The following is a 21,391-nucleotide window of genomic DNA, read 5'->3' as shown; positions in this document are numbered from 1 at the left end:
TTGAACTATAAATACCAAATAACTCAATAGATGCTCAAGCAGTTTTTACAACTTAAATTATCACAGAAATTATCTCCACAGCAAATCCAGCTGATGAAGCTAATCCAATTGCCTACGCAAGCTTTTGAACAACGATTAAAAGAAGAAATGGTCGAAAATCCAGCATTGGAAGCTGGAAAAGAAGAGGATGAATACGAAAAAGACGAATTCGAGACCGAAGAATATGATGATTATGATGAATTCGAAAACGACAGAATCGATGCCGAAGACATCAACATCGACGAATATTTAAGCAACGACGAAACGCCGGATTATAAACTTCAGGCAAATAATTATAGCGATGACGACGAAGACCGAAGCATGCCATTTGCTGCGCCGGTAAGTTTCCATCAAGACCTGATCAATCAGCTCAATACTTTTATATTAAATGACGAAGAACGTGAAATTGCAGAATTTCTAGTCGGAAGCATTGATGATATGGGTTACATTCGAAGAAGTGTTCCGGATATTGTAGATGACATGGCTTTTACGCAAGGCATTTACACGGATGAAAAAAATGTAGAACGAATACTGCACATCATCCATGAATTAGAGCCTTCCGGAGTCGGCGCACGTGATTTGCAGGAATGTCTTTTGCTACAGCTAAAACATAAAACACCGACAGAATCTGTCGACTTGGCCATTGATATTATAGAAAACCAATTTGAAGCTTTTACTAAAAAACATTACGACAAACTGCTACAGAAATACGGTATCTCCCAAGACCAGCTTAAAAAAGCTATTGACGAAATTGAAAAGCTGAATCCAAAACCAGGCGGTGCTTTTACCGGAAACAATAAAATGATTGAGCACGTCGTTCCTGATTTTACCATCAGAATTGTCGACGGCGAATTAGAACTGACCTTGAACGGACGAAATGCTCCAGAGCTTCACATTTCTAAAGATTATCAGGAAATGATGCAGACATACAAAGCTTCTCGTGATAAGTCAAACCAACAAAAAGAAGCGGTACAGTTTATCAAGCAAAAGCTAGATTCTGCCAAATGGTTTATTGATGCCATCCGCCAGCGCCAGGAAACGTTGTTCGTAACCATGAATGCCATTATGCATTACCAACAAGAATATTTCTTGGATGGTGATGAAACCAAACTGAAGCCAATGATCTTAAAAGACATTGCAGACATGATCGGCTTGGATATTTCAACGGTTTCTCGTGTAGCAAATAGCAAATATGTCGAAACACCTTACGGCACAAAATTAATCAAGGAATTCTTTTCGGAAGCCATGAAAAATGATCAAGGCGAAGACGTTTCTACGCTAGAAATCAAGAAAATATTGCAGAATGTAATTGAGGAAGAAGACAAGCAAAAACCGCTTCCAGACGACCAATTGGCTGAAATATTAAAAGAAAAAGGCTATCCGATTGCTAGAAGGACAATCGCAAAATATAGAGAGCAGCTTGATATTCCTGTGGCGAGAATGAGGAAGAAAATATAGGTAGTGAAAAAAATCCTTTCTATATTCTCCTATATTTTCCACCCGATGTTTATCTCGGTATATGCCGTCCTGCTGTATTTTTTCTTAACAGACCGGTATCATACGTATCAAGAACTTTTCTTAGTGACAATACAAGTCATTATCTTGACGATCTTGATTCCGATTTCGATATTTTATTTCTTGATGACTTTGGGCAGGGCAAATTCTTTTATGCTTTCGGAGATTTCACAACGAAAAATTCCTTTAGCGGCAAATGCCATATTGCTTTATATTTTGATTACGGAAAGTATCCGAATTGAGCTGATTCCTGAATTGTATTACTTTTTCTTTGGTGCTTTAGTTAGTACGATTTTAGCTTTCTTGTTTACTTTTATCAACTTGAAAGCCAGCATTCACATGATCGGAATAAGTTCGCTGACAGTTTTCGCAATTGGATTTAGCCTTCATACGCAGACAAACCACATCTATCTCGTTGCTTTTTGTTTGTTGCTTACAGGAATCGTAGCCACATCAAGGCTATCTATGAAAGCACATGATACTAAAGAATTGATTGTAGGTTTTTTATCGGGAATTTTACCGCAGATAGGGCTTCTCTATTTCTGGCTATAGAATGTAAAACATCAGCCCGATATTTACGGTATTCATGTCAATTGACTTACCGTCAATTTTTGCATCAGATTTGAATAACGAATTGAGTCCGTAATAGGCATGGAAATTCCATGTATTGTAGCCAAAAGAAATGTAGGCTCCATATTGCAGCTTATTGAAATCGTCATTGCCGAAAATCCTGATTTTTTCATTCCCTTCAACATATTTCGATTTGTTTAGCAACAAATAGCTCAACTTAAAACCGGTATATACTCTCCAAAAACGATGGCTTTGTATGGTCGAAGTCCTCCATCTAAATTCAAATGGAATATCAACATAATGCAAGGCGAATTTATTTTTGTCGAAATTCACTTCACTTTCATTGACCACCTCATAAAAAGGTTTTCCGTCAACTTCTGTAATCTTGATATTCTGCCTATAATCATTCATAGAATATCCCAATCCAATTGCGATAGCAACATTTCGTCGCTTGTTAAGCGGAATATCTCTTAAAAAACCGATATGGAATCCTGATGAGAAAGAGTTTTGGCTGACACCATCTGGCCTTTTCTGCAATAGATCATACGTCAGGCCTATATAAAACTGGTCTTCTCTATACAAAGAATCGACAACAGTTACGGTACTTTGCACCGAATCTTTTTTTCTTCTTACTTCTTCTAACTCGCGTGTTTCAGTCGCTTTTTCATTACTCAACACTTCCTTGATGCGTTCTTGCTCTTCCTTCTCTTGTGCTTCCTTAATCTGCTTATCCTTCACAGGATCTTGGGCAAGAGCATGTAGAGAAATGATGCATATAAGAATACTGAAGTACTTTTTCATAAGTAGAAAGTTATGCTAATAAAAGTAATAAAAAAAGACAACCTAAAAAAGTTGTCTTTTTGCAGAGAGGATGGGATTCGAACCCACGATACAGTTACCCATATACAAGCTTTCCAGGCTTGCTCCTTCAACCACTCGGACACCTCTCTATTTATTTGCGGTTGCAAAGAACTGCAAAAATTCCGACTAAAGAAAATTTATAGCTTAAAAATTTAGGTCAATTCACCTCTCAAAGCCGTTTCATAAATAGTCTTGAAAACATTTGGAGAAACTTTCTGCCCAATAAGATACATCAGCTTGGTGATAGCGGATTCCGTTGTAATGTCTTTCCCAGAAATCACTCCTATTTTTTTCAGCGATGTACTGGTTTCATAGTGCCCCATACTAACACTTCCTGCCGTACATTGAGTCACATTGATAACATGCAGTCCATTTTTGATGGCTTTTTTTAATAAGGAAATAAACCATTCGTCTGTCGGAGCATTTCCAGCGCCATACGTTTCTAAGACAATTCCTTTTAAGTTTGGAATATTAAAGATGGCGGCCAATACATTTTCGCTGATTCCAGGAAACATTTTTACGACGGCTACATTATCATCCAATTCCTTATGCACTTGGAATTTCTTGCTTCCTGATTTTGGTAACAACAAATCGTTATTTACTTTTAGATGAACGCCTGATTCTGCCAATGGAGAATAATTTGGCGACAAAAATGCATTAAAATGTTCTGCATTAATTTTTGTGGTACGATTTCCTCTGTATAATTTGTATTCGAAATAAAGGCAGACTTCATTAATAACAGGCTTATTCTTGTGCTGTAATGAAGCAATTTGTATAGCCGTAATCAGATTCTCTTTTGCGTCAGTTCTCAAATCTCCAATCGGCAATTGCGAGCCTGTAAAAACAACCGGCTTAGCAAGATTTTCAAGCATGAAGCTTAGTGCCGAAGCCGAATACGACATCGTATCAGAACCGTGAAGCACTACAAATCCGTCAAAAGACGCATAGTTTTCTTCAATTATGGATGCAATCTGGATCCATTTTTGGGGATTCATGTTCGAAGAATCTATCGGAGTGTCAAAAGAAATCGTTTCTATTTCACAGTCCAATTGTTTCAGCTCTGGAATTCTTTGCAGTAATTTGCTAAAGTTGAAAGCTTTCAAGGCACCTGTCTCAAAATCTTTCATCATACCGATGGTACCACCCGTGTAGATTAAAAGTATTTTTGCTTTAGACAGCATTCTCGTATTTTGATTTATTCACTACTGGATTGGCATACATGGCCAAAAATCCTTGCAGTTCTACTGGATTATTTTCGTCAATTCTTATTTCTAATCTTCTTTCAAAAAGTGATTTTTCTTTTTCAGTATAGAGGTGGGAATATTTGTCTGTATTGTTGATTAAATCGTAAGCGATATAATTCGTCGGCCAAAGCTTATAGCTTGCCAAAATAGAATCATCTATTACTTGTGCTAATGCTTGTATTTGTTTGTTTGAGTTATCGAATTTAGAAGCGATTTCATCTAATTCTTCTTCTAAAACATCTCCGACATGGATATGGATTCTTTTTTTCTGGCCCATGATACCGCTCAAGAGCGTCATGAAATCTTCATTCTTTTCTTTTATATACACCTCATCATTTGCCTCGGCCATCAGTTGCGGCATTTTTAGCGCATCCGTCGGATCGTATTCATATGAAATCGATACGGGAACAATCTTTAATTTTTTGAAATAGTCCATCAGATTTTCTTCTTCAGAACCCATCGAAAGCATTTTTAGGACGCCCGGATGTGTAGCGTCATTGCCATCTTTTGTTCTTCCTTCGCGCTGGGCAATCCAAACCGAACGGTTTTCTCTCAGAATAAGCTGGCAAATATATTCCGACATCAATTTTGAGCTTTGAAGCAGTTCTCTAGGCGCCAAGCCTCGCTGTACTAAAAAATTTCTGTTTAATTTGGATAACGTATGCAGGAAAGATTTTTTAACCAAATTATCTCCAATTGCCGAAGCGGTCATGACCAATCCATGGTCAAAAAGACAGGTATTCAGAAGAGAAGTATCCAAAATGATATCCCTATGGTTAGAGATAAAAAGGTAAGGCGTATGTTTTTCTAATTTTTCAAAACCAGAAGTAGTCAGTCCATCCGAACTTTTTTCGACAACCTTCATCACAGCATGGTAAATAAAATTGCATTGGAAATCTCGTATCGAATGCGTTCTTTTCAGCTGTTCTATCCAATCTTTTTCATCAGCGTCAGGAAACGTAAAGCTCATCATGGCTTTCATCATCGGATGATCGGCAACCTTGCACAAGGCTTCGTTTACTTCACTATCATAAAACGGTCGAATTTTATCGAATTTTGACATTTACTTTAGTTTTTTTAACAATCTACAAATGAACAAAAATTTTATGAATTTGGTATGATTTCTTTGTTAAATACCAAAAACAGCTTTGGCATTTTCTGTCGTAATTTTCGCAATTTCTTCGACAGGAATTCCATAAATTAAAGCTAATTTCTCTGCTACCAGTTTCGTATAACTGCTTTCATTACGCTTGCCTCTATAAGGCACGGGAGCCAAATAAGGAGAGTCTGTTTCTAAAACGATATGTTTTATAGCGATCTGGTTTAAAAACTGGTCGATTTTTCCGTTTTTGAAGGTCGCAACACCGCCAATTCCAAGTTTCATATTGTATGAAATTGCTTGTAAGGCTTGATTAAAATCACCTGTAAAGCAATGGAAAATACCGAAAAGCTCTTCGCTTTTTTCGGATTCCAAGACTTCAAAAACTTCGTCAAAAGCATCGCGGCAATGAATATTGATCGGCAACTTGTATTTTTTGGCTAATTGAATCTGTCTTTTAAAGGCTATTTTTTGCTCTTCCAATCGAGTCTTGTCCCAAAAAAGATCGATGCCTATTTCGCCAACAGCATAAAACTTTCTTTTCGACAATTCTGCTTCTACAAAAGCCAGTTCTTCCTCATAATTTTCTTTGACATACGTAGGATGCAATCCCATCATCAAAAAGACATTTTCAGGATATTGCTGCTCCAAATCGTACATTTTCTGTGTATAAGTGGAATCGATTGACGGAACAAAAATTCTTTGTACTCCGGCATCAAATGCACGTTGCATCATTTCTTTTCTATCTTGATCGAATTCTTCGCTATAGATGTGCGAATGTGTGTCTGTTAAAATCATTTTGCAAAAATAGGAACAATGAAAGGAGTTGCAAAATATAATGCGAAAGAAGCCCGCTTAATCAGGAAATCTTAATAAAATATTATGTTTTGATTTTAATCTCTTTAGCTATAAATGGTTATTTTTGATTTACTCATATCTTAAAAATGGACAAAATTTTCGATGCCTTAAAAAGCAAAGGCTATAAAAAAATAAAATTAAAAATTTCGAAGACGCATCATTTAGTCATCAAGGCTAAAGTTAATGGCATCAGCGGCAATTTCATTCTAGACACCGGAGCTTCTAGCAGCTGTGTAGGTTTTGGAGATGTTGAGCATTTTAACCTCAGGGCAGAGGAATCGCTCACAAAAGCAGCCGGAGCTGGAGCTGTTGGAATGGACACTCAGATGTCTTCTAACAATACGTTGCAATTGGGACGTTGGAAAACAGATGATTTTTCGCTAGTCATTTTCAATATGTCGCATGTAAATTTAGCCTTAGAACAATATAAAGCAAAGCCTGTTCACGGCATCATCGGGGCTGATATCTTGATGAAAGGCAAAGGGATTATTGATTATCATGGAGAGTATTTTTATTTGAAACAGTAACCGCAATTCGTTATAATAAAAAATCCCGCTCTTTTGAACGGGATTTTTTATTTATACAAAACTTGAAACTATAGTTCCAACGCTTTTTTAGGATTGTTGTCCATCAATAATTCTGCTGGATTTTCTAAGCCTTCTTTTACGGCAACTAAGAAACCAACTGACTCACGTCCGTCGATAATTCTGTGGTCATAAGAAAGTGCCACGTACATCATCGGGTGTATTTCCACTTTACCATTTACAGCGATTGGACGCTCGATAATGTTGTGCATTCCCAAGATTCCAGATTGTGGTGGGTTGATGATTGGTGTTGAAAGCATACTTCCGAAAACACCTCCATTAGAAATCGTAAATGTTCCGCCAGTCATATCGTCAACAGTAATCTGTCCATCACGCGCTTTGATTGCCAATCTCTTGATTTCAGATTCGATTCCGCGGAAAGTCAGGTTTTCTGCATTTCTAACTACAGGAACCATCAATCCTTTTGGTCCAGAAACTGCTACAGAGATATCACAGAAATCGTATGAAATCTTCTCTTGTCCGTCGATCATAGAGTTCACATCTGGATATAATTGCAACGCTCTTGTCACTGCTTTTGTAAAGAAAGACATATAGCCTAATCCTAAGCCGCCGTGTTTTGCTTTGAACGCATCTTTATATTCGTTACGAATCGTATTGATAGGTGTCATGTTCACTTCGTTAAACGTAGTCAACATTGCTGTTTCGTTTTTAGCAGCAACAAGACGTTCTGCTACTTTTCTACGAAGCATTGACAATTTTGTTCTTTCAGAACCACGGTTTCCTCCGGTTGGAGTTCCCATTGAAGGTGTTGCATTTACAGCATCATCTTTCGTGATTCTTCCTCCTTTTCCAGTTCCAGAAACTGAAGCAGGCTCAATATTTTTTTCGTCCAAAATTTTTCTTGCCGCTGGCGAAGGAGTTCCTGATGCATACGTCTTTTCAGCTGCCGGAGCCGCTTTTGGAGCTTCTGCTTTAGGTTCTTCTTTTTTAGCTTCCGCTTTTGGAGCTTCTTCTTTCTTTTCTTCTTTTGCTGGAGCGCTACCTTCTGGTTTCGCTGCATCTGTATCGATTAAGCAAACTACTTGACCAACTGCTACAGCATCGCCTTCTTCTGCTTTTAGCGTGATAATTCCACTAGCTTCAGCTGGCAATTCCAAAGTTGCTTTGTCTGAATCTACTTCAGCAATCGCTTGATCTTTTTCTACGTAATCTCCGTCTTTTACTAACCAAGTTGCGATTTCAACTTCGGTGATTGATTCCCCTGGTGAAGGAACTTTCATTTCTAAAATCATCTGTATATAATTTTATGGTGTGTTATTGTATACTACTTATTATTTCAAATTTACGTTTTTTAGCCTTGACTCGCGCTAAAAATCTTTATTAGCTGAACAGATTTTTATCAAAAACCATTGCTATCGCAGCTGCATGACGTTTTTTAGAACGAGCATAGCTTCCCGCTGCAGGCGCACTGTAGGCTTTCAATGAAGCTACTCTCAATTTCACTAAATCAAAGTTCATCAGCATGTAGCTGTAAGCTCCCATGTTTTTAGGTTCTTCTTGCGCCCAAACATAATCATCAGCGTTTGGATATTTTTCAATAATCGCTTTTAATTGTTCTACTGGCAATGGGAAAAGCTGCTCGATTCTCACGAATGCTACGTCTTTTCTTCCGTTAGCTTCTCTTTCTGCCATTAAATCGTAGTAGAATTTACCTGTACAGAATACCAATGTCTTAACGTCTTTTGCATTTACATTTGGATCGTCCAAAACTTCTTGGAAACTTCCGTTTGCAAACTCATCTACTGAAGAAACTACTGACGGATGACGCAATAAACTCTTTGGAGTAAATACAATCAAAGGTTTTCTGAACGTCGTTTTCATCTGTCTTCTCAACAAATGGAAGAAGTTGGCTGGCGTCGTACAGTCTGCCACAAACATATTATGGTTAGCGCAAAGCTGTAAATATCGTTCCATTCTAGCTGAAGAGTGTTCTGCTCCTTGGCCTTCATAACCGTGAGGCAATAACATTACCAAGCCGTTTTGATTGTTCCATTTGTCTTCTGCGGCAGAAATATATTGGTCAATCATGATTTGGGCACCGTTAGAGAAATCTCCAAATTGTGCTTCCCAGATGGTCAATGTTTTTGGACTTGCTAAAGCATATCCGTAATCAAAACCAACAACACCATATTCAGACAAAAGTGAATTGAAGATGTTGAATTTTCCTTTTTGGTTTTTCAACTGCTGTAAAAGGATTACTTCTTCTTCAGAATCTTCTACTTTCACGACTGCATGACGGTGAGAGAAAGTTCCTCTTTCCACGTCTTGTCCTGAAATACGAACATCATAACCTTCTGTCATTAAAGAACCATACGCTAGCAATTCGGCCATAGCCCAATCTAGTTTGTCTGTTTCAAACATTACTTTTCTGTCATTAATCAGCTTTTGGATTTTGCTGATAAACTTCTTGTCGCTTGGCAATGTCGTAATGGTCTGAGCAATCTCTGTAAGTATCTCTTTTGAGAAAGTCGTATTTACTTTTTGAAGCATTTCTGTTTCATCTGCCTGAACATAACCGCCCCATTCGTTTTGCATGAATGGCGTGATGATTGTCAAGTCTTTTTTACGAGACGCTTCAAGATTTTCATCTAAAACGGCTTTGTATTCTTTTTCTAATTTGCCAACATACGTATCGTCAATAACACCTTCTGCAATTAATTTAGCAGCATAGATGTCTCTCGGATTTTCGTGTTTTGCAATAATTTTGTATAATTTAGGCTGTGTAAAACGAGGTTCATCACCTTCGTTGTGGCCGTATTTTCTATATCCTAACAAGTCGATAAAGACATCGCTTCCGAATTGCATTCTGTAGTCTAATGCAAAAAGCATAGCATGAACAACTGCTTCTGCATCGTCCGCATTTACGTGTAAAACCGGCGAAAGCGTCACTTTTGCAACATCGGTACAATACGTAGAAGAACGGGCATCCAAATAATTCGTCGTAAATCCAACCTGGTTGTTGATGACCAAATGGATGGTTCCTCCTGTTTTATAACCGTCTAATTGTGCCATCTGAACGATTTCATACACAATTCCTTGTCCAGCAATTGCCGCGTCACCATGAAGTGCGATTGGCAATACTTTTGAGAAATCGTCTGGGAAATGACGGTCTTGTTTTGCTCTTGTGATTCCTTCAATCACGGCACCAACCGTTTCCAAGTGCGATGGATTTGGCGCTAAATTGATGTTTATATTTTTTCCTGATTTTGTCTTTTTGTCAGCCGTCAAGCCTAAGTGGTATTTTACGTCACCGTCGAAAAGCGCATCATCATCATAATCTTTTCCATCAAATTCAGAGAAGATGTCTTGGGTATTTTTTCCGAAAATGTTTGCCAAAACGTTCAAACGACCACGGTGAGCCATTCCCATGACAAACTGCTCTACACCTTTTTCAGCAGCAGCTTCAATCAAGGCATCTAAAGCCGGGATTAAAGTTTCGCCACCTTCAAGAGAGAAACGTTTTTGTCCGACATATTTTGTATGAAGGAAGTTTTCGAAAGAAACTGCCTCATTTAATTTATTTAAGATGTTTTTCTTTTCGTCAGCAGAAAATCTAGGATGGTTATCGTTGTAACCGATTTTATCTTGAATCCATTGGATTACTTCTGGTTTACGGATATACATATACTCCACACCGATATGCTGGCAGTAAATATTGTCCAAATGGCCAATAATTTCTTGCAAACTGCAAGGCGCAATCTTGATTGCTTTTGCCGCATCAAAAACGGTAGTCAAATCTGCTTTTGAAAGTCCGAAGTTTTCAAGCTCCAAGTTTGGACTGAAAATTCTTCTTTCACGAACCGGATTGGTCTTAGTGAATAAGTGACCGCGCGTTCTGTAAGCATCGATCAGCTTTAAAACATTAAATTCTTTTTGTAATTTTTCAGAAATCTGGCTTACGTCAACATTGTTTGATGTTGCGTAATTCGCTAGCTGCTGTGCAGGAGCCTGATATTCTTCATTGTATGTTTCCATCCCGAAGTCAAAACCTTGGAAAAAACTTCTCCAGCTTGGTTCTACGCTATCTGGGTTTTCAAGATATTGATCGTATAATTGAGCAAAAAATTCAGTATGTGCCGCGTTTAAAAAGGAAAACCTATCCATAATATAATTGAATGTCCTAATTTGTTAAAAATATTTTTGCAAAAGTACGACAATTAGAACAATCTAATAATTATTTCATACTTTTATGTCTTAAACTTAACTTAAAATTTGCGCATGAAAATACTTAATCTAAACCATATAACAAAAACCTTGATAGCAGTTATTTTCTTGACTGTTTCTGCTGATGCTGTAGCGCAGCAAAATCAAGGTGCTGATTTCGAAAGCAGGATACGTTTCGGCGGCGGATTAGGACTCAGTTTTGGCTCTGGATATACGAATGTTACAGTTGCTCCAAGTGCGCTTTATGACTTCAATCCTTATTTTTCTGCAGGACTAGGATTGCAGGGAAGCTACGTTAGGGATAAAGATTTTTATGAATCGTATATTTACGGCCCTAGCTTGATATTGTTGGGAAATCCGATTCCAGAAATCCAGCTTTCTGCGGAACTGGAACAGTTGAGAGTAAATTTAGAATATGATGATGAATTTGGAGGTGGTTCTGACAACTTTTGGAATACTGCGTTATTTCTAGGCGCTGGGTATCGTATGGAAAATGTCACAATCGGAGCTCGATATAACGTATTGCACGACAGTGATAAAAATGTGTATAACGACGCACTTATGCCGTTTGTCAGAGTTTATTTCTAAAACATAACTTTCCCAATAACACATCATAACAGTAATTATCAGTCCCGAGATAATTGTCAGTATCAATCCATGCACTTTCATCTGATTGCAAGCGGCAACTGGAAACACTTTTTCGGCACAATTGCTGGTTCAAGTAGTTTTCTAAAAAATTCAGATACAAATTAATACAACACTAATGAACACTACCCTAAACGAAAATAGCCTATTCCTTAAAATCATAACCAATCTTACTTTTTGGGTATTGATCGCCATTGTTGTTGGTGTGCTCGTTGGACACTATACTCCTGACACTGGCGTAAAAATGAAGATTGTTGGCGATACGTTCATCAGCATCATCAAAGTTTTTATAGCGCCAATTATTTTCTTGACGATAGTCTTGGGTATCAGCGGCATGGGAGATTTGAAAAAAGTGGGACGCATCGGAATAAAATCCTTGGTCTATTTTGAGATCGTTACCACTTTTGCGCTTGCCATTGGTGTTATCGTTGCCTACCTGATACAGCCAGGAAAAATTGACAAGACTGGCCTCAATATTCAAGATGCAAGCCAGTATACAAATGCGCCGCAAAAGGAATTCAACTGGCTTCATTTTTTCATGGAAAACCTTACGCTTCAGGTTTTGTTGGTAGCGATAATTGTGGGAATCCTGCTCAACTATTATTCTAAAAGAGAAGAAGTAGTAGCCGTGCTTTACAAATGCTCAAATATCGTTTTCAAGGCATTAAAATTTGTCATGTATCTGGCACCGCTGGGCGCTTTTGGAGGAATGGCCTACACCGTTGGAAAATTTGGACTTAATACTTTAATGCCATTAGGAAAACTGATGCTTACGGTATATGTCACCATGTTTATTTTTATCTTCCTCATCTTAGGAAGCATCTTGAGATATTTCAAGGTCAACATCTGGTCGTTTATAAAATACATCAAGGCAGAATTGCTGATCGTATTAGGAACTTCTTCATCAGAAGCCGCATTACCAAACTTGATGAAAAAGCTAGAGAACATGGGATGCAGCAAATCCGTGGTAGGATTAGTCGTTCCAACAGGATATTCGTTTAATCTTGACGGAACCTCCATCTATCTTTCTATGGCGACAATCTTTTTGGCACAGTTGTATAATGTCCATTTAACTTTTGGAGAGATTCTGACTGTAATTGGCCTATTAATGATTACTTCAAAAGGTGCTGCAGGAGTTACTGGGAGCGGTTTTATTGTCTTGGCTTCAACATTAACAGCCATACACAAAATTCCGCTAGAAGGATTGGCTTTTCTATTGGGTGTAGATAAATTCATGAGTGAAGCCAGAGCTATTACTAATTTTATTGGAAATGGGGTGGCTACTATCGTGATTTCTAAAAGCGAAAAAGAATTTGTGGCGATAAAAGAAGACACTTTAGAGCCGTAGCAGCATTTTAAGATCATAATTGTAGAGAATCTACCTATTCAAGTTAAACAAGAGCAATTTCAACTTAAGCATAAGTGATTAAAACCTCAACATTAGCAATTTCAACTTAAACATGAGTAATTTTAACTTAAACATGGGCTGCTTCAACTCGAACATTACCCCTGTCCAACTTAACAAGAGAGATTTTAACTTGAACAAAAGCCTATTCAACTTATACATTAGTGATTTCAACTCGAACATTAGCCTTATTCAACCTAACAAGAGAGATCCCAACTAGAACATGAGCCTGTTCAACTTCAACATTAGCTATTCCAACTCGAACATACGCCTATACAACTTAAACATACGTGATTAAAACCTCAACATTAGCAATTTCAACTTAAACATAAGCCTGTTCAACTTAAACAGTTGCCCTATTAAAACTTATTACGAAACCAAACTTTTTGCCATTCTCTTTTTAAAATCAAAAAAGCAACTTGTTCAGAAAGTTCGACCAAATTGGAGCCGTCCAGTTTTTTGACTTCTGCTTCTGGTACATCAATAATATAAAGCAGGTTTAAATATTCGGCAAACTTGTGCTGAATCAAGCGGTAGATTTTTTCATGTAGCTGGATTTTTAATTCCACAGGCTTTGTGCTTAATGGAAAATCGATCGGTTCGTTTGCAAAATTAAAGTCCTTATTGATCTGCTCTAGCAGTTTCAAGTATAGATTTTCTTTTTCTGCTTCAGAAAGTAAATTGTCTGTATTTATTGGCGCGATAAAATTCATAGTGTTCTTTTGACCCTGACAGGGTTTAAAACCCTATCAGGGTTGTTGGATAATTATTACTTTATACTTTCCTTCCCATCAAATTCTCACCAAAAGCTTTTAATATTGCTTTTTTATCGTCTTCAATGTGTAATTTTTCTAAGGTATCAAAAGCTTTAAAAGTATATTCCTTAATCGCTTCCTGAGTTGCTTTTGAAGCGCCTGTAGTAGTAAAGATATCTTTTACAGAATTTATTTTTTCCGAATTATCTGTAGGCTGGATAGAATACAAATGGAGCAATTGCTCTTTTTCGTCCGATGTTGAAAACTCAAGCGCTTTCAAATAAAGATAGGTCTTTTTATTTTCTATAATATCGCCACCGACCTGTTTTCCGAAAGTTTCAGGATCTCCAAAAGCATCTAAATAATCATCCTGAAGCTGGAAAGCAATTCCTAAATTTAGTCCGAAATCATAAATCGCGTCGCAATTTTCGGCAGAAGTTTCTGCAATTATCGCTCCCATTTTCATTGCCGCAGCAACCAGCACCGCTGTCTTATATTCGATCATTTTCAAGTATTCTGAAATGGCCACATCGTCGCGGTTCTCAAAATCCACATCCCATTGCTGGCCTTCGCAAACTTCAAGAGCCGTTTTGCTGAACAATTTTGCCAACAACTGGAAAATCACTGGTTCGTATTTTTCAAAATACTGATAGGCTAAAATCAACATCGCATCGCCAGAAAGGATTCCCGTGTTAATATTCCACTTTTCATGAACCGTTTCCTTTCCTCTACGTAGGGGCGCATCATCCATTATATCATCATGCACAAGCGAAAAATTATGAAAGACTTCAACTGCCAAAGCGGCCGGCAAGGCTTTTTTATACTCTTGGTTAAAAATTTCGGCCGCCATTAATGTCAGTACCGGACGAATTCTTTTTCCTCCAAGCGATAAAATATAATGAATAGGTTCGTAAAGTGATTTGGGTTCTTTAATAATCGTCTGGCTTTCTAAATAGTTCAGAAAACTTTGTTGGTATTCGCTAATGGAATGCATAAAAATAATTTTGGCTAATTTACAGTATTCTTACCAACAGAAACTTTCCTTTTTTAAAATTTTTCATCTCCTTCTAAAACGTTATTTGTTAAATTAATGTTAAGATACATTTGACAAATTTGTCAAAATAAATTATTTAATAATTTTGTTTAACAAAAATGTTAAACACTATGTATATCAAAAATAAAGACGAAGCAACTGAGGAATTGATTAAAAATACCGCCAAGAGATTATTCTTTGGAGAAGGTAAATTTAATGCAACGACTCAAGAAATTGCTGATGCGGCGGGAGTTAACAGAACATTGATAAATTATTATTTCCGCTCTAGAGACAAGTTATTTGAAATTGTTTTTAGCGATGCACAAGATAAAGAACAGCAAAGAACCGAATCAATTATTTTCTCTGAACTGCCTTTTAAAGCAAAAATTGAAGAGTTTATAGACGATTCTTTTGTCATGGCGAAAGAATATCCTTACATGGAAATCTATTTGGTAACCCAATTCAACCAAGGTTGCTATTTTAAAGATGAAGAAGGAATGGAACGAATGCTCAAAAAATTTTATGAAGAATTAAACATCGAGATGAGCAAAGGAACTATCGAAAAAATGGAGCCGATACAATTTATAATCAATATGGTTTCGCTGATCTCCTTCCCTATTTCTATGCGTCCGCTCTTTCAGAGAACCATGCGCCTGACAGACGCAGAATATGAAAAGATTCTGGACGACAGGAAAGAAATCATCATGAACACCTTATTTGGAAAATAAAATCAAAATCAATCAATAATAAATAATTATATCAAATGAAGAGTATTTATAGCCTTGCGAAAGTCAAGGGACTCGCAATCCTACTGATTGGATTCATTTTTTCACAAAGCGCTTTGGCACAAACCAAGACGCTTACGCTGAAAGATGCCATCCAATATGCCTTGGAAAATAAAGCAGACGCTAAAAAAGCCAAGCTCCAAGTAGAAAACAGCGAATATCAGATCCAAGAAGTTCGCTCCAGAGCACTGCCACAAATCAGCGCTGATGGAAATCTAACTCACAATCCTATTTTACAGCTGAATGCACTACCTGGTGACTTCTTTGGATCTCCAGGAACTACAGTCTTAGCGCCTTTGGGACAAAAATGGAGCGCTACTGGAGGTGTTACTTTGACACAAAATATTTTTGACCAAGCTGTTTTTACAGGTTTAAAAGCGGCCAGATCAACAAGAGAATTCTACCTAATCAATCAACAACTTACCGAAGAGCAGGTTATTGAAAGAGTGGCTAACAATTATTATCAGGTTTTCGTCAAAAGACAAAAGCTTGCCGTAGTGGACAGCAATTATGTGAATACTTCTAAAGTTAAGGATGTCATCAAAGGTCAATTCGACAATGGTTTGGCTAAAAAAATCGATTTGGACCGTATCACCGTAAAATTGTATAACATCAATACACAACGTCAGCAATTAATTAACGAGGTACAACTACAGGAAAATTCTTTGAAATTCTATATGGGAATGCCAATTCAGACTTCAATCTACATTCCTCAAACAGAATTTGCAGTAAGTCCGCAAGCAATTTCAGAAACTCCAGATGCGACACAAAGAACCGATTATCTTTTGCTGAAAAAACAAGAAGAGCTTTTGGATTACCAAAAGAAATCTGTTATCGCCGAATATTACCCGAAATTATCTTTAGTTGGAAGCTATAATTATATCGGACAAGGTCCTGAAATGCCTTTGTTTGCGAAATCTAGAGATCAAGTCTATTGGTCCGATTATTCAACTATCGGATTGAATCTGAAAGTCCCAATCTTCACCGGTTTCGGGACAAGAGCAAAAGTTCGTCAGGCAGATGTTGAAATACGACAACTGAAAGAAGATATGATAGAAAAGAAACTTTCTCTTGATTTGGACTTCGAAAATTCTAAAACACAAATCAACAATAGCATCATTACGATCAATGATCAAAAAGAGAATGTTAGGCTGGCTCAAGAAGTGTTGAGCGATACTAAAAACAATTATTACAACGGATTGGCCTCATTAACTGATTTGCTGGATGCGGAAAACTCACTTGTTGAAGCACAAAACAATTACACTTCTGCCCTATTGGATTACAAATTAGCAGAAATTCAGCTGATCAAAGCTAAAGGAGAATTAAGAACATTAATCAATTAAAAAATCAATCATACAAAGATGAAAAAATTAATATATATAGGTATCGGAATAGGAGTCCTGGGACTGATAGGATTCACGTTAATGAACAACAAGAAAAAGAACGAAGCAGAAACAGCAATCGTTTCAGAAAAAAACAGCGCAGTTGCGGTACGAATTGATACAGTAAAAACAGAAGCTATAAAGTCTGATTTTGTTGCGAACGGAAATTTCATTCCGTCGCAAGAATTGAAATTCTCAGCAGAAAACTCTGGAAGAGTAATCAAAGTTTTGGTGGATGAAGGAAGTCCTGTAAGAATCGGACAGACTTTAGCAATCATCAAAGGCGACCAGCTTTCTATTGATGTACAAAATGCAAACGCAGCTTATCAAAATGCTTTGACAGACAGCAGACGTTATGAAAATGCATACAAAACTGGAGGTGTAACGCAACAACAGTTAGATCAAGCAAAACTGAGTCTTGTAAATGCAAAAGCAAAATTGGATCAAGCCAAGATTACGTATGGAGATGCGACTATCAAATCGTCTATTAACGGGATCGTAAACAAGAAAAGCATAGAGCCAGGTTCTGTAGTTGCTCCAGGAACAGAATTATTTGAATTGGTTAATGTTTCAAGATTAAAACTGAAAGTTGCCGTAAGCGAAAACCAAATTCCTGACCTAAAAGTAGGTTCAGTTGTAAAAGTAAAAGCCAGCGTTTTTCCTGATAAAGAATTCTCTGGAAAAATTACTTTTATCGCTCCAAAAGCAGATGAATCATTGAACTTCCCTGTCGAAATCGAAATCACAAATAATCCTGCTAATGAAATTAAGGCGGGAATGTATGGAACTGCAGAATTTGCTTCAAAAGCAACGCAACAAAAACCATTGCGAATCATTCCAAGGAATGCTTTTGTAGGAAGTGTCAGCAGCAATCAAGTTTTTGTAATCCAAGACAATGTTGCAAAATTGAAAAAAATCGTTGCAGGACGAGTATTCGGAGAAAAAGTAGAAGTTTTGGAGGGCTTGAATGACGGCGAAATCGTTGTTACGAGCGGCCAGATCAACTTGACTGACGGAACAAAAGTAAATCCTATTAAATAGTTCTTAGTTTACAGTTGATAGTCGATCGTTAGTAGCTTTTGACTTTAGACTTTAAAACTTCAAGACTTTAAACTTAAAAAATGAAAATAGCAGAAATATCAATCAAACGACCAACCCTAGTGATTGTGTTGTTTATCATTCTAACGCTCGGCGGGCTCTTCAGTTACAGCCAATTGAGCTATGAATTGATCCCAAAGTTTGAAATAAACGTGGTAACGATTTCTACAGTCTATCCGGGAGCTTCTCCAGGAGAGGTAGAAAATACGGTAACCAAGAAAATCGAAGACGCCGTTTCTTCTCTGGAAAACGTAAAGAAAGTAGAATCGAAATCCATCGAAAGCTTGTCAATCGTAATGGTTACTTTGGAACCAGAAGCCGATGCTGATTACTCTCTTAATGATGCCCAAAGAAAAATCAACGCTATCGAAAAAGATTTACCAGAAGATGTCGATCCGCCATCTTTGACCAAATTCTCTTTGAGCGATTTGCCGGTAATCACAATTGGAGCTACCGCAAAAATGGACGAGGTTGCTTTTTATGACTTATTGGATAAAAAAATCCAGCCGATTCTTTCGCGTGTAAAAGGTGTAGCACAAGTAAACTTAGTCGGTGGTGAAGAAAGAGAAATTCAAGTAAGCCTTGACCAAAACAAACTAAAAGGCTACGGATTATCTGTTCCTCAAGTACAACAAATGATTTTATCTTCCAACTTGGATTTTCCTACCGGAAACATCCAGACGAGAGAAACTACGATGCTAGTTCGTCTTGCCGGAAAATATAAAAACGTTGAAGAAATGAGGAATTTGGTAATTTCCTCTAAAAACGGAATCCAAGTTCGTCTTGGTGATGTTGCCGATGTTCAGGATTCACAAAAAGAAGTAGAGAAAATTGCCCGTGTCAACTCTAACAATGCAATCGTATTGCAAGTTATCAAACAGACAGACGCGAATGCCGTAACAGTAAGTGAAGAAACCTATGCTGCAATTGCCAAAATCGAAAAAGATTATGCTGCACAAGGACTGAAGCTAAAAGTTGCGAACGACAGTTCTGAATTTACTTTGGCTGCGGCCGATTCGGTAATTCACGATTTATTCTTGGCGGTATTCTTAGTGGCATTCGTAATGCTCTTCTTCCTGCACAGTATCCGAAATGCGTTCATCGTAATGGTTTCGATTCCGGCTTCGTTGATTGCGACTTTCATCGGAATCTATCTTATGGGTTATACCCTAAACTTGATGAGTTTGCTAGGTCTTTCGCTAGTGGTTGGTATCTTGGTCGATGATGCAATCGTTGTATTGGAAAACATTTACCGTCACATGGAAATGGGCAAAAACAAAGTCCGTGCTGCTTTTGACGGAACCGCAGAAATCGGGTTTACAGTAACCGCAATTACCTTAGTTATCGTGGTCGTATTCTTGCCGATTGCGATGAGTACAGGATTGGTAGCGAATATTATTACGCAATTCTGTGTTACCGTAATTATCGCTACGTTGCTTTCCCTACTATCGTCATTTACTATTGTGCCTTGGCTTTCTTCTCGATATGGAAAACTAGAACATGTGACAAACAAAAATCTGTTTGGAAGAATCATCTTGAGCTTTGAAAGAGGACTTGATAAATTTACGCACAAAGTAACCGATATCTTAAAATGGTCTTTGAAATATAAAAAATCAACACTTTTAATTGTTGTCGTATTATTCTTTAGCTCAATTGCATTAGTAGGTGCTGGGTTTATTGGAGGAGAATTTTTCCCGAAAATTGACCGTGGACAGTTCTTGGTACAAATCGAATTGCCGAAAGATGCTTCTATTGAGCAATCGAATTTTATAGCCCAAAAAGCAGAGAAATACCTTCGAGACAAAAAAGAAATCGAAGAAATCGTAACAACTGTTGGACAAACAAGCGAAGGTTTTGGATCGACACAGGCTACCGTCTACAAAGCTGAAATCGACGTGAAGTTGATTGACAAATCGCTTCGCGAAGACGGAACGTATATCTATGCGGCGAAAATGAAACGAGAATTAGAAAAGATTCTAGTAGGTGCTAAAATCAAGACCGTTCCAGTAAGTATCATGGGTGGTGCCGATGAAGCACCGATTTTCTTGACCGTTACAGGTCCTGACTTAGAAAGCGCAACAGCCTTTGCTAAAAAAGCAGAAGTACAGTTGATGAAAATCAAAGGTGCGACAGAAATCAAATTATCGGTGGAAGAAGGAAGTCCAGAAATTGCCGTTCAGGTAGACAGAGACAAGATGGCCGCACTTGGCTTGACCTTGCAAACTGTCGGAATGACAATGCAGACAGCCTTCAACGGAAATACAGACGCCAAATTCCGTGCAGGAGAATATGAATATGATATTAATGTGCGTTTCAACGAATACGATCGTTCTAATATCAACAACGTAAGCGACTTAGTATTCATCAATGATGCCGGACAGCAAATCAAACTTTCGCAATTTGCAAGCGTAAAAGAAAGTTCTGGTCCAAGTTTATTGGAACGTCGTGACAAAGCGACTTCTGTTTCTATTAAAGCACAAACCATCGGTAGACCTTCTGGGGACGTTGCGGCAGAATGGGAAGCTCAGTTTTCACAACTAAAAAAACCAACTGGTGTAGGCTATGTTTGGGGTGGAGATATGGAAAACCAAGAAGAAGGTTTTGGTACATTAGGAATCGCCTTATTGGCCGCTATTATCTTGGTTTACTTAGTAATGGTAGCATTGTATAACAGTTTTATATATCCGTTCGTGGTATTGTTCTCGATACCGCTATCGTTCATCGGGGCACTATTAGCCTTGGCATTGACGAATAACTCACTGAACATCTTTACAATTTTGGGGGTTATCATGCTTATTGGTCTGGTATGTAAAAATGCGATCCTTCTGGTGGATTTCGCGAATCACAGGAAAGCCGAAGGTGAAACGACTTATATGGCGTTGATTCAAGCGAACCATGCTAGGCTTCGTCCAATCTTGATGACAACCATTGCGATGGTTTTCGGGATGGTGCCTATTGCCCTAGCTTCAGGAGCTGCTGCCGAAATGAACAATGGTTTGGCTTGGGTAATTATCGGAGGATTGATCAGTTCGTTATTCCTGACCTTGATTATCGTTCCTGTGGTGTATGCTATTTTTGACAGCTTAATTGCCCGCTTCAACAAAGGCAAAGAAGTTACAAAATATGAAGAATTAATGGTTGCTGATTATGAGCACAAAGAATTGAGCGACGATGGCTTTACCGCAAAGCACTCTTAAAAAATTGTCTCAAAAAACAAGTTGACCCTTGGAAAATTTCCCGATTGAATCTATCAGTCGGGATTTTTTTTGCTTTATTGGAAAATCTTTCTGCCCTATCTTGAACGTATTTTTTATATTGCAGTAAAATTCAATC

17 protein-coding genes and 1 tRNA gene are annotated in these 21,391 nt (G+C 37.7%); 9 read left to right on the top strand and 9 right to left on the bottom strand.

The features are described 5' to 3' along the window. The first annotated feature begins 30 nt into the window (after positions 1-30). The gene (gene rpoN / locus GGR22_RS08760) at positions 31-1,497 is read left to right on the top strand and encodes an RNA polymerase factor sigma-54 (protein ID WP_182493323.1); all 1,467 of its coding nucleotides are present in this window, start codon (positions 31-33) and stop codon (positions 1,495-1,497) included. A gap of 3 nt (positions 1,498-1,500) precedes the next feature. Continuing rightward, positions 1,501-2,106, top strand: a complete 606-nt coding sequence (locus tag GGR22_RS08755; RefSeq protein ID WP_182493322.1) for a hypothetical protein — start codon at positions 1,501-1,503, stop codon at positions 2,104-2,106. On the opposite strand, the gene GGR22_RS08750 is transcribed toward GGR22_RS08755, so the two are convergent. From GGR22_RS08750 to GGR22_RS08730, 5 genes are all read right to left on the bottom strand, one after another. Further along, positions 2,101-2,925: a porin family protein gene (locus GGR22_RS08750; protein ID WP_182493321.1), complete on the bottom strand. Its 825-nt coding sequence runs from the start codon at positions 2,923-2,925 to the stop codon at positions 2,101-2,103. The two genes, GGR22_RS08755 and GGR22_RS08750, sit on opposite strands and share 6 nt — an antisense overlap. A 62-nt stretch (positions 2,926-2,987) precedes the next feature. Next, positions 2,988-3,074, bottom strand: a tRNA-Ser gene (locus tag GGR22_RS08745). Positions 3,075-3,137: 63 nt separating this feature from the next. Then, positions 3,138-4,166 (bottom strand): asparaginase, encoded by a 1,029-nt coding sequence (locus GGR22_RS08740; protein ID WP_121375953.1) that lies wholly within the window; start codon positions 4,164-4,166, stop codon positions 3,138-3,140. Beyond that, on the bottom strand, positions 4,156-5,292 hold the full coding sequence (locus tag GGR22_RS08735) for a 1-acyl-sn-glycerol-3-phosphate acyltransferase (protein ID WP_121375952.1): 1,137 nt from the start codon (positions 5,290-5,292) through the stop codon (positions 4,156-4,158). Before GGR22_RS08735 ends, GGR22_RS08740 begins: the two co-directional genes overlap by 11 nt. A 66-nt stretch (positions 5,293-5,358) precedes the next feature. Beyond that, positions 5,359-6,126, bottom strand: coding sequence for a TatD family hydrolase (locus GGR22_RS08730; protein WP_182493320.1), 768 nt, complete (start codon positions 6,124-6,126; stop codon positions 5,359-5,361). Positions 6,127-6,272: 146 nt separating this feature from the next. Between GGR22_RS08730 and GGR22_RS08725 the strand changes: the two genes are divergently transcribed. Beyond that, positions 6,273-6,713 (top strand): retropepsin-like aspartic protease, encoded by a 441-nt coding sequence (locus GGR22_RS08725; RefSeq protein WP_182493319.1) that lies wholly within the window; start codon positions 6,273-6,275, stop codon positions 6,711-6,713. A 68-nt stretch (positions 6,714-6,781) separates the two neighbouring features. Here GGR22_RS08725 and odhB read toward each other — a convergent pair whose 3' ends face one another. Both odhB and GGR22_RS08715 read right to left on the bottom strand, forming a co-directional pair. After that, a complete protein-coding gene (gene odhB, locus GGR22_RS08720; protein WP_121375949.1) occupies positions 6,782-8,023 on the bottom strand; it encodes a 2-oxoglutarate dehydrogenase complex dihydrolipoyllysine-residue succinyltransferase in 1,242 nt (413 codons plus the stop codon). Positions 8,024-8,111: 88 nt separating this feature from the next. Next, positions 8,112-10,895, bottom strand: a complete 2,784-nt coding sequence (locus tag GGR22_RS08715) for a 2-oxoglutarate dehydrogenase E1 component (RefSeq protein WP_182493318.1) — start codon at positions 10,893-10,895, stop codon at positions 8,112-8,114. Positions 10,896-11,009: 114 nt separating this feature from the next. Between GGR22_RS08715 and GGR22_RS08710 the strand changes: the two genes are divergently transcribed. Next, a complete protein-coding gene (locus GGR22_RS08710; RefSeq protein WP_121375947.1) occupies positions 11,010-11,543 on the top strand; it encodes a hypothetical protein in 534 nt (177 codons plus the stop codon). Between the two features lie 175 nt (positions 11,544-11,718). Beyond that, positions 11,719-12,948, top strand: a complete 1,230-nt coding sequence (locus tag GGR22_RS08705) for a cation:dicarboxylate symporter family transporter (protein WP_182493317.1) — start codon at positions 11,719-11,721, stop codon at positions 12,946-12,948. A 416-nt stretch (positions 12,949-13,364) separates the two neighbouring features. On the opposite strand, the gene GGR22_RS08700 is transcribed toward GGR22_RS08705, so the two are convergent. Both GGR22_RS08700 and GGR22_RS08695 read right to left on the bottom strand, forming a co-directional pair. After that, positions 13,365-13,718 carry a hypothetical protein gene (locus tag GGR22_RS08700; RefSeq protein WP_182493316.1) on the bottom strand — a complete coding sequence of 118 codons (354 nt, stop codon included), beginning with the start codon at positions 13,716-13,718 and terminating at the stop codon, positions 13,365-13,367. A 61-nt stretch (positions 13,719-13,779) separates the two neighbouring features. Continuing rightward, positions 13,780-14,754, bottom strand: a complete 975-nt coding sequence (locus tag GGR22_RS08695) for a polyprenyl synthetase family protein (RefSeq protein WP_182493315.1) — start codon at positions 14,752-14,754, stop codon at positions 13,780-13,782. A gap of 170 nt (positions 14,755-14,924) precedes the next feature. Between GGR22_RS08695 and GGR22_RS08690 the strand changes: the two genes are divergently transcribed. The 4 genes from GGR22_RS08690 (at position 14,925) to GGR22_RS08675 (ending at position 21,255) form a co-directional block, all read left to right on the top strand. Continuing rightward, positions 14,925-15,521 carry a TetR/AcrR family transcriptional regulator gene (locus GGR22_RS08690; RefSeq protein ID WP_121375943.1) on the top strand — a complete coding sequence of 199 codons (597 nt, stop codon included), beginning with the start codon at positions 14,925-14,927 and terminating at the stop codon, positions 15,519-15,521. Positions 15,522-15,556: 35 nt separating this feature from the next. Further along, a complete protein-coding gene (locus GGR22_RS08685; RefSeq protein WP_182493314.1) occupies positions 15,557-16,921 on the top strand; it encodes a TolC family protein in 1,365 nt (454 codons plus the stop codon). A gap of 18 nt (positions 16,922-16,939) precedes the next feature. Next, entirely contained in the window at positions 16,940-18,001 is a 1,062-nt protein-coding gene (locus GGR22_RS08680) for an efflux RND transporter periplasmic adaptor subunit (protein ID WP_182493313.1), read from the top strand. Positions 18,002-18,081: 80 nt separating this feature from the next. Next, a complete protein-coding gene (locus GGR22_RS08675; RefSeq protein ID WP_182493312.1) occupies positions 18,082-21,255 on the top strand; it encodes an efflux RND transporter permease subunit in 3,174 nt (1,057 codons plus the stop codon). The last annotated feature ends 136 nt before the right edge of the window (positions 21,256-21,391 follow it).

Source organism: Flavobacterium gossypii, assembly GCF_014138495.1.
GTDB lineage: Bacteria > Bacteroidota > Bacteroidia > Flavobacteriales > Flavobacteriaceae > Flavobacterium > Flavobacterium endophyticum.
The sequence above is the reverse complement of the archived record's forward strand: the minus strand, read 5'-3'. Positions and strand labels throughout refer to the sequence as shown.

What these genes read in the sequence shown, in the direction of transcription:
- rpoN (WP_182493323.1), top strand. Translation starts at nt 31, where the DNA reads ATGCTCAAGCAGTTTTTACAACTTAAATTATCACAGAAATTATCTCCA.
- GGR22_RS08750 (WP_182493321.1), bottom strand. Translation starts at nt 2,925, where the DNA reads ATGAAAAAGTACTTCAGTATTCTTATATGCATCATTTCTCTACATGCT.
- GGR22_RS08740 (WP_121375953.1), bottom strand. Translation starts at nt 4,166, where the DNA reads ATGCTGTCTAAAGCAAAAATACTTTTAATCTACACGGGTGGTACCATC.
- GGR22_RS08735 (WP_121375952.1), bottom strand. Translation starts at nt 5,292, where the DNA reads ATGTCAAAATTCGATAAAATTCGACCGTTTTATGATAGTGAAGTAAAC.
- GGR22_RS08730 (WP_182493320.1), bottom strand. Translation starts at nt 6,126, where the DNA reads ATGATTTTAACAGACACACATTCGCACATCTATAGCGAAGAATTCGAT.
- GGR22_RS08725 (WP_182493319.1), top strand. Translation starts at nt 6,273, where the DNA reads ATGGACAAAATTTTCGATGCCTTAAAAAGCAAAGGCTATAAAAAAATA.
- odhB (WP_121375949.1), bottom strand. Translation starts at nt 8,023, where the DNA reads ATGATTTTAGAAATGAAAGTTCCTTCACCAGGGGAATCAATCACCGAA.
- GGR22_RS08715 (WP_182493318.1), bottom strand. Translation starts at nt 10,895, where the DNA reads ATGGATAGGTTTTCCTTTTTAAACGCGGCACATACTGAATTTTTTGCT.
- GGR22_RS08710 (WP_121375947.1), top strand. Translation starts at nt 11,010, where the DNA reads ATGAAAATACTTAATCTAAACCATATAACAAAAACCTTGATAGCAGTT.
- GGR22_RS08705 (WP_182493317.1), top strand. Translation starts at nt 11,719, where the DNA reads ATGAACACTACCCTAAACGAAAATAGCCTATTCCTTAAAATCATAACC.
- GGR22_RS08700 (WP_182493316.1), bottom strand. Translation starts at nt 13,718, where the DNA reads ATGAATTTTATCGCGCCAATAAATACAGACAATTTACTTTCTGAAGCA.
- GGR22_RS08695 (WP_182493315.1), bottom strand. Translation starts at nt 14,754, where the DNA reads ATGCATTCCATTAGCGAATACCAACAAAGTTTTCTGAACTATTTAGAA.
- GGR22_RS08690 (WP_121375943.1), top strand. Translation starts at nt 14,925, where the DNA reads ATGTATATCAAAAATAAAGACGAAGCAACTGAGGAATTGATTAAAAAT.
- GGR22_RS08685 (WP_182493314.1), top strand. Translation starts at nt 15,557, where the DNA reads ATGAAGAGTATTTATAGCCTTGCGAAAGTCAAGGGACTCGCAATCCTA.
- GGR22_RS08680 (WP_182493313.1), top strand. Translation starts at nt 16,940, where the DNA reads ATGAAAAAATTAATATATATAGGTATCGGAATAGGAGTCCTGGGACTG.
- GGR22_RS08675 (WP_182493312.1), top strand. Translation starts at nt 18,082, where the DNA reads ATGAAAATAGCAGAAATATCAATCAAACGACCAACCCTAGTGATTGTG.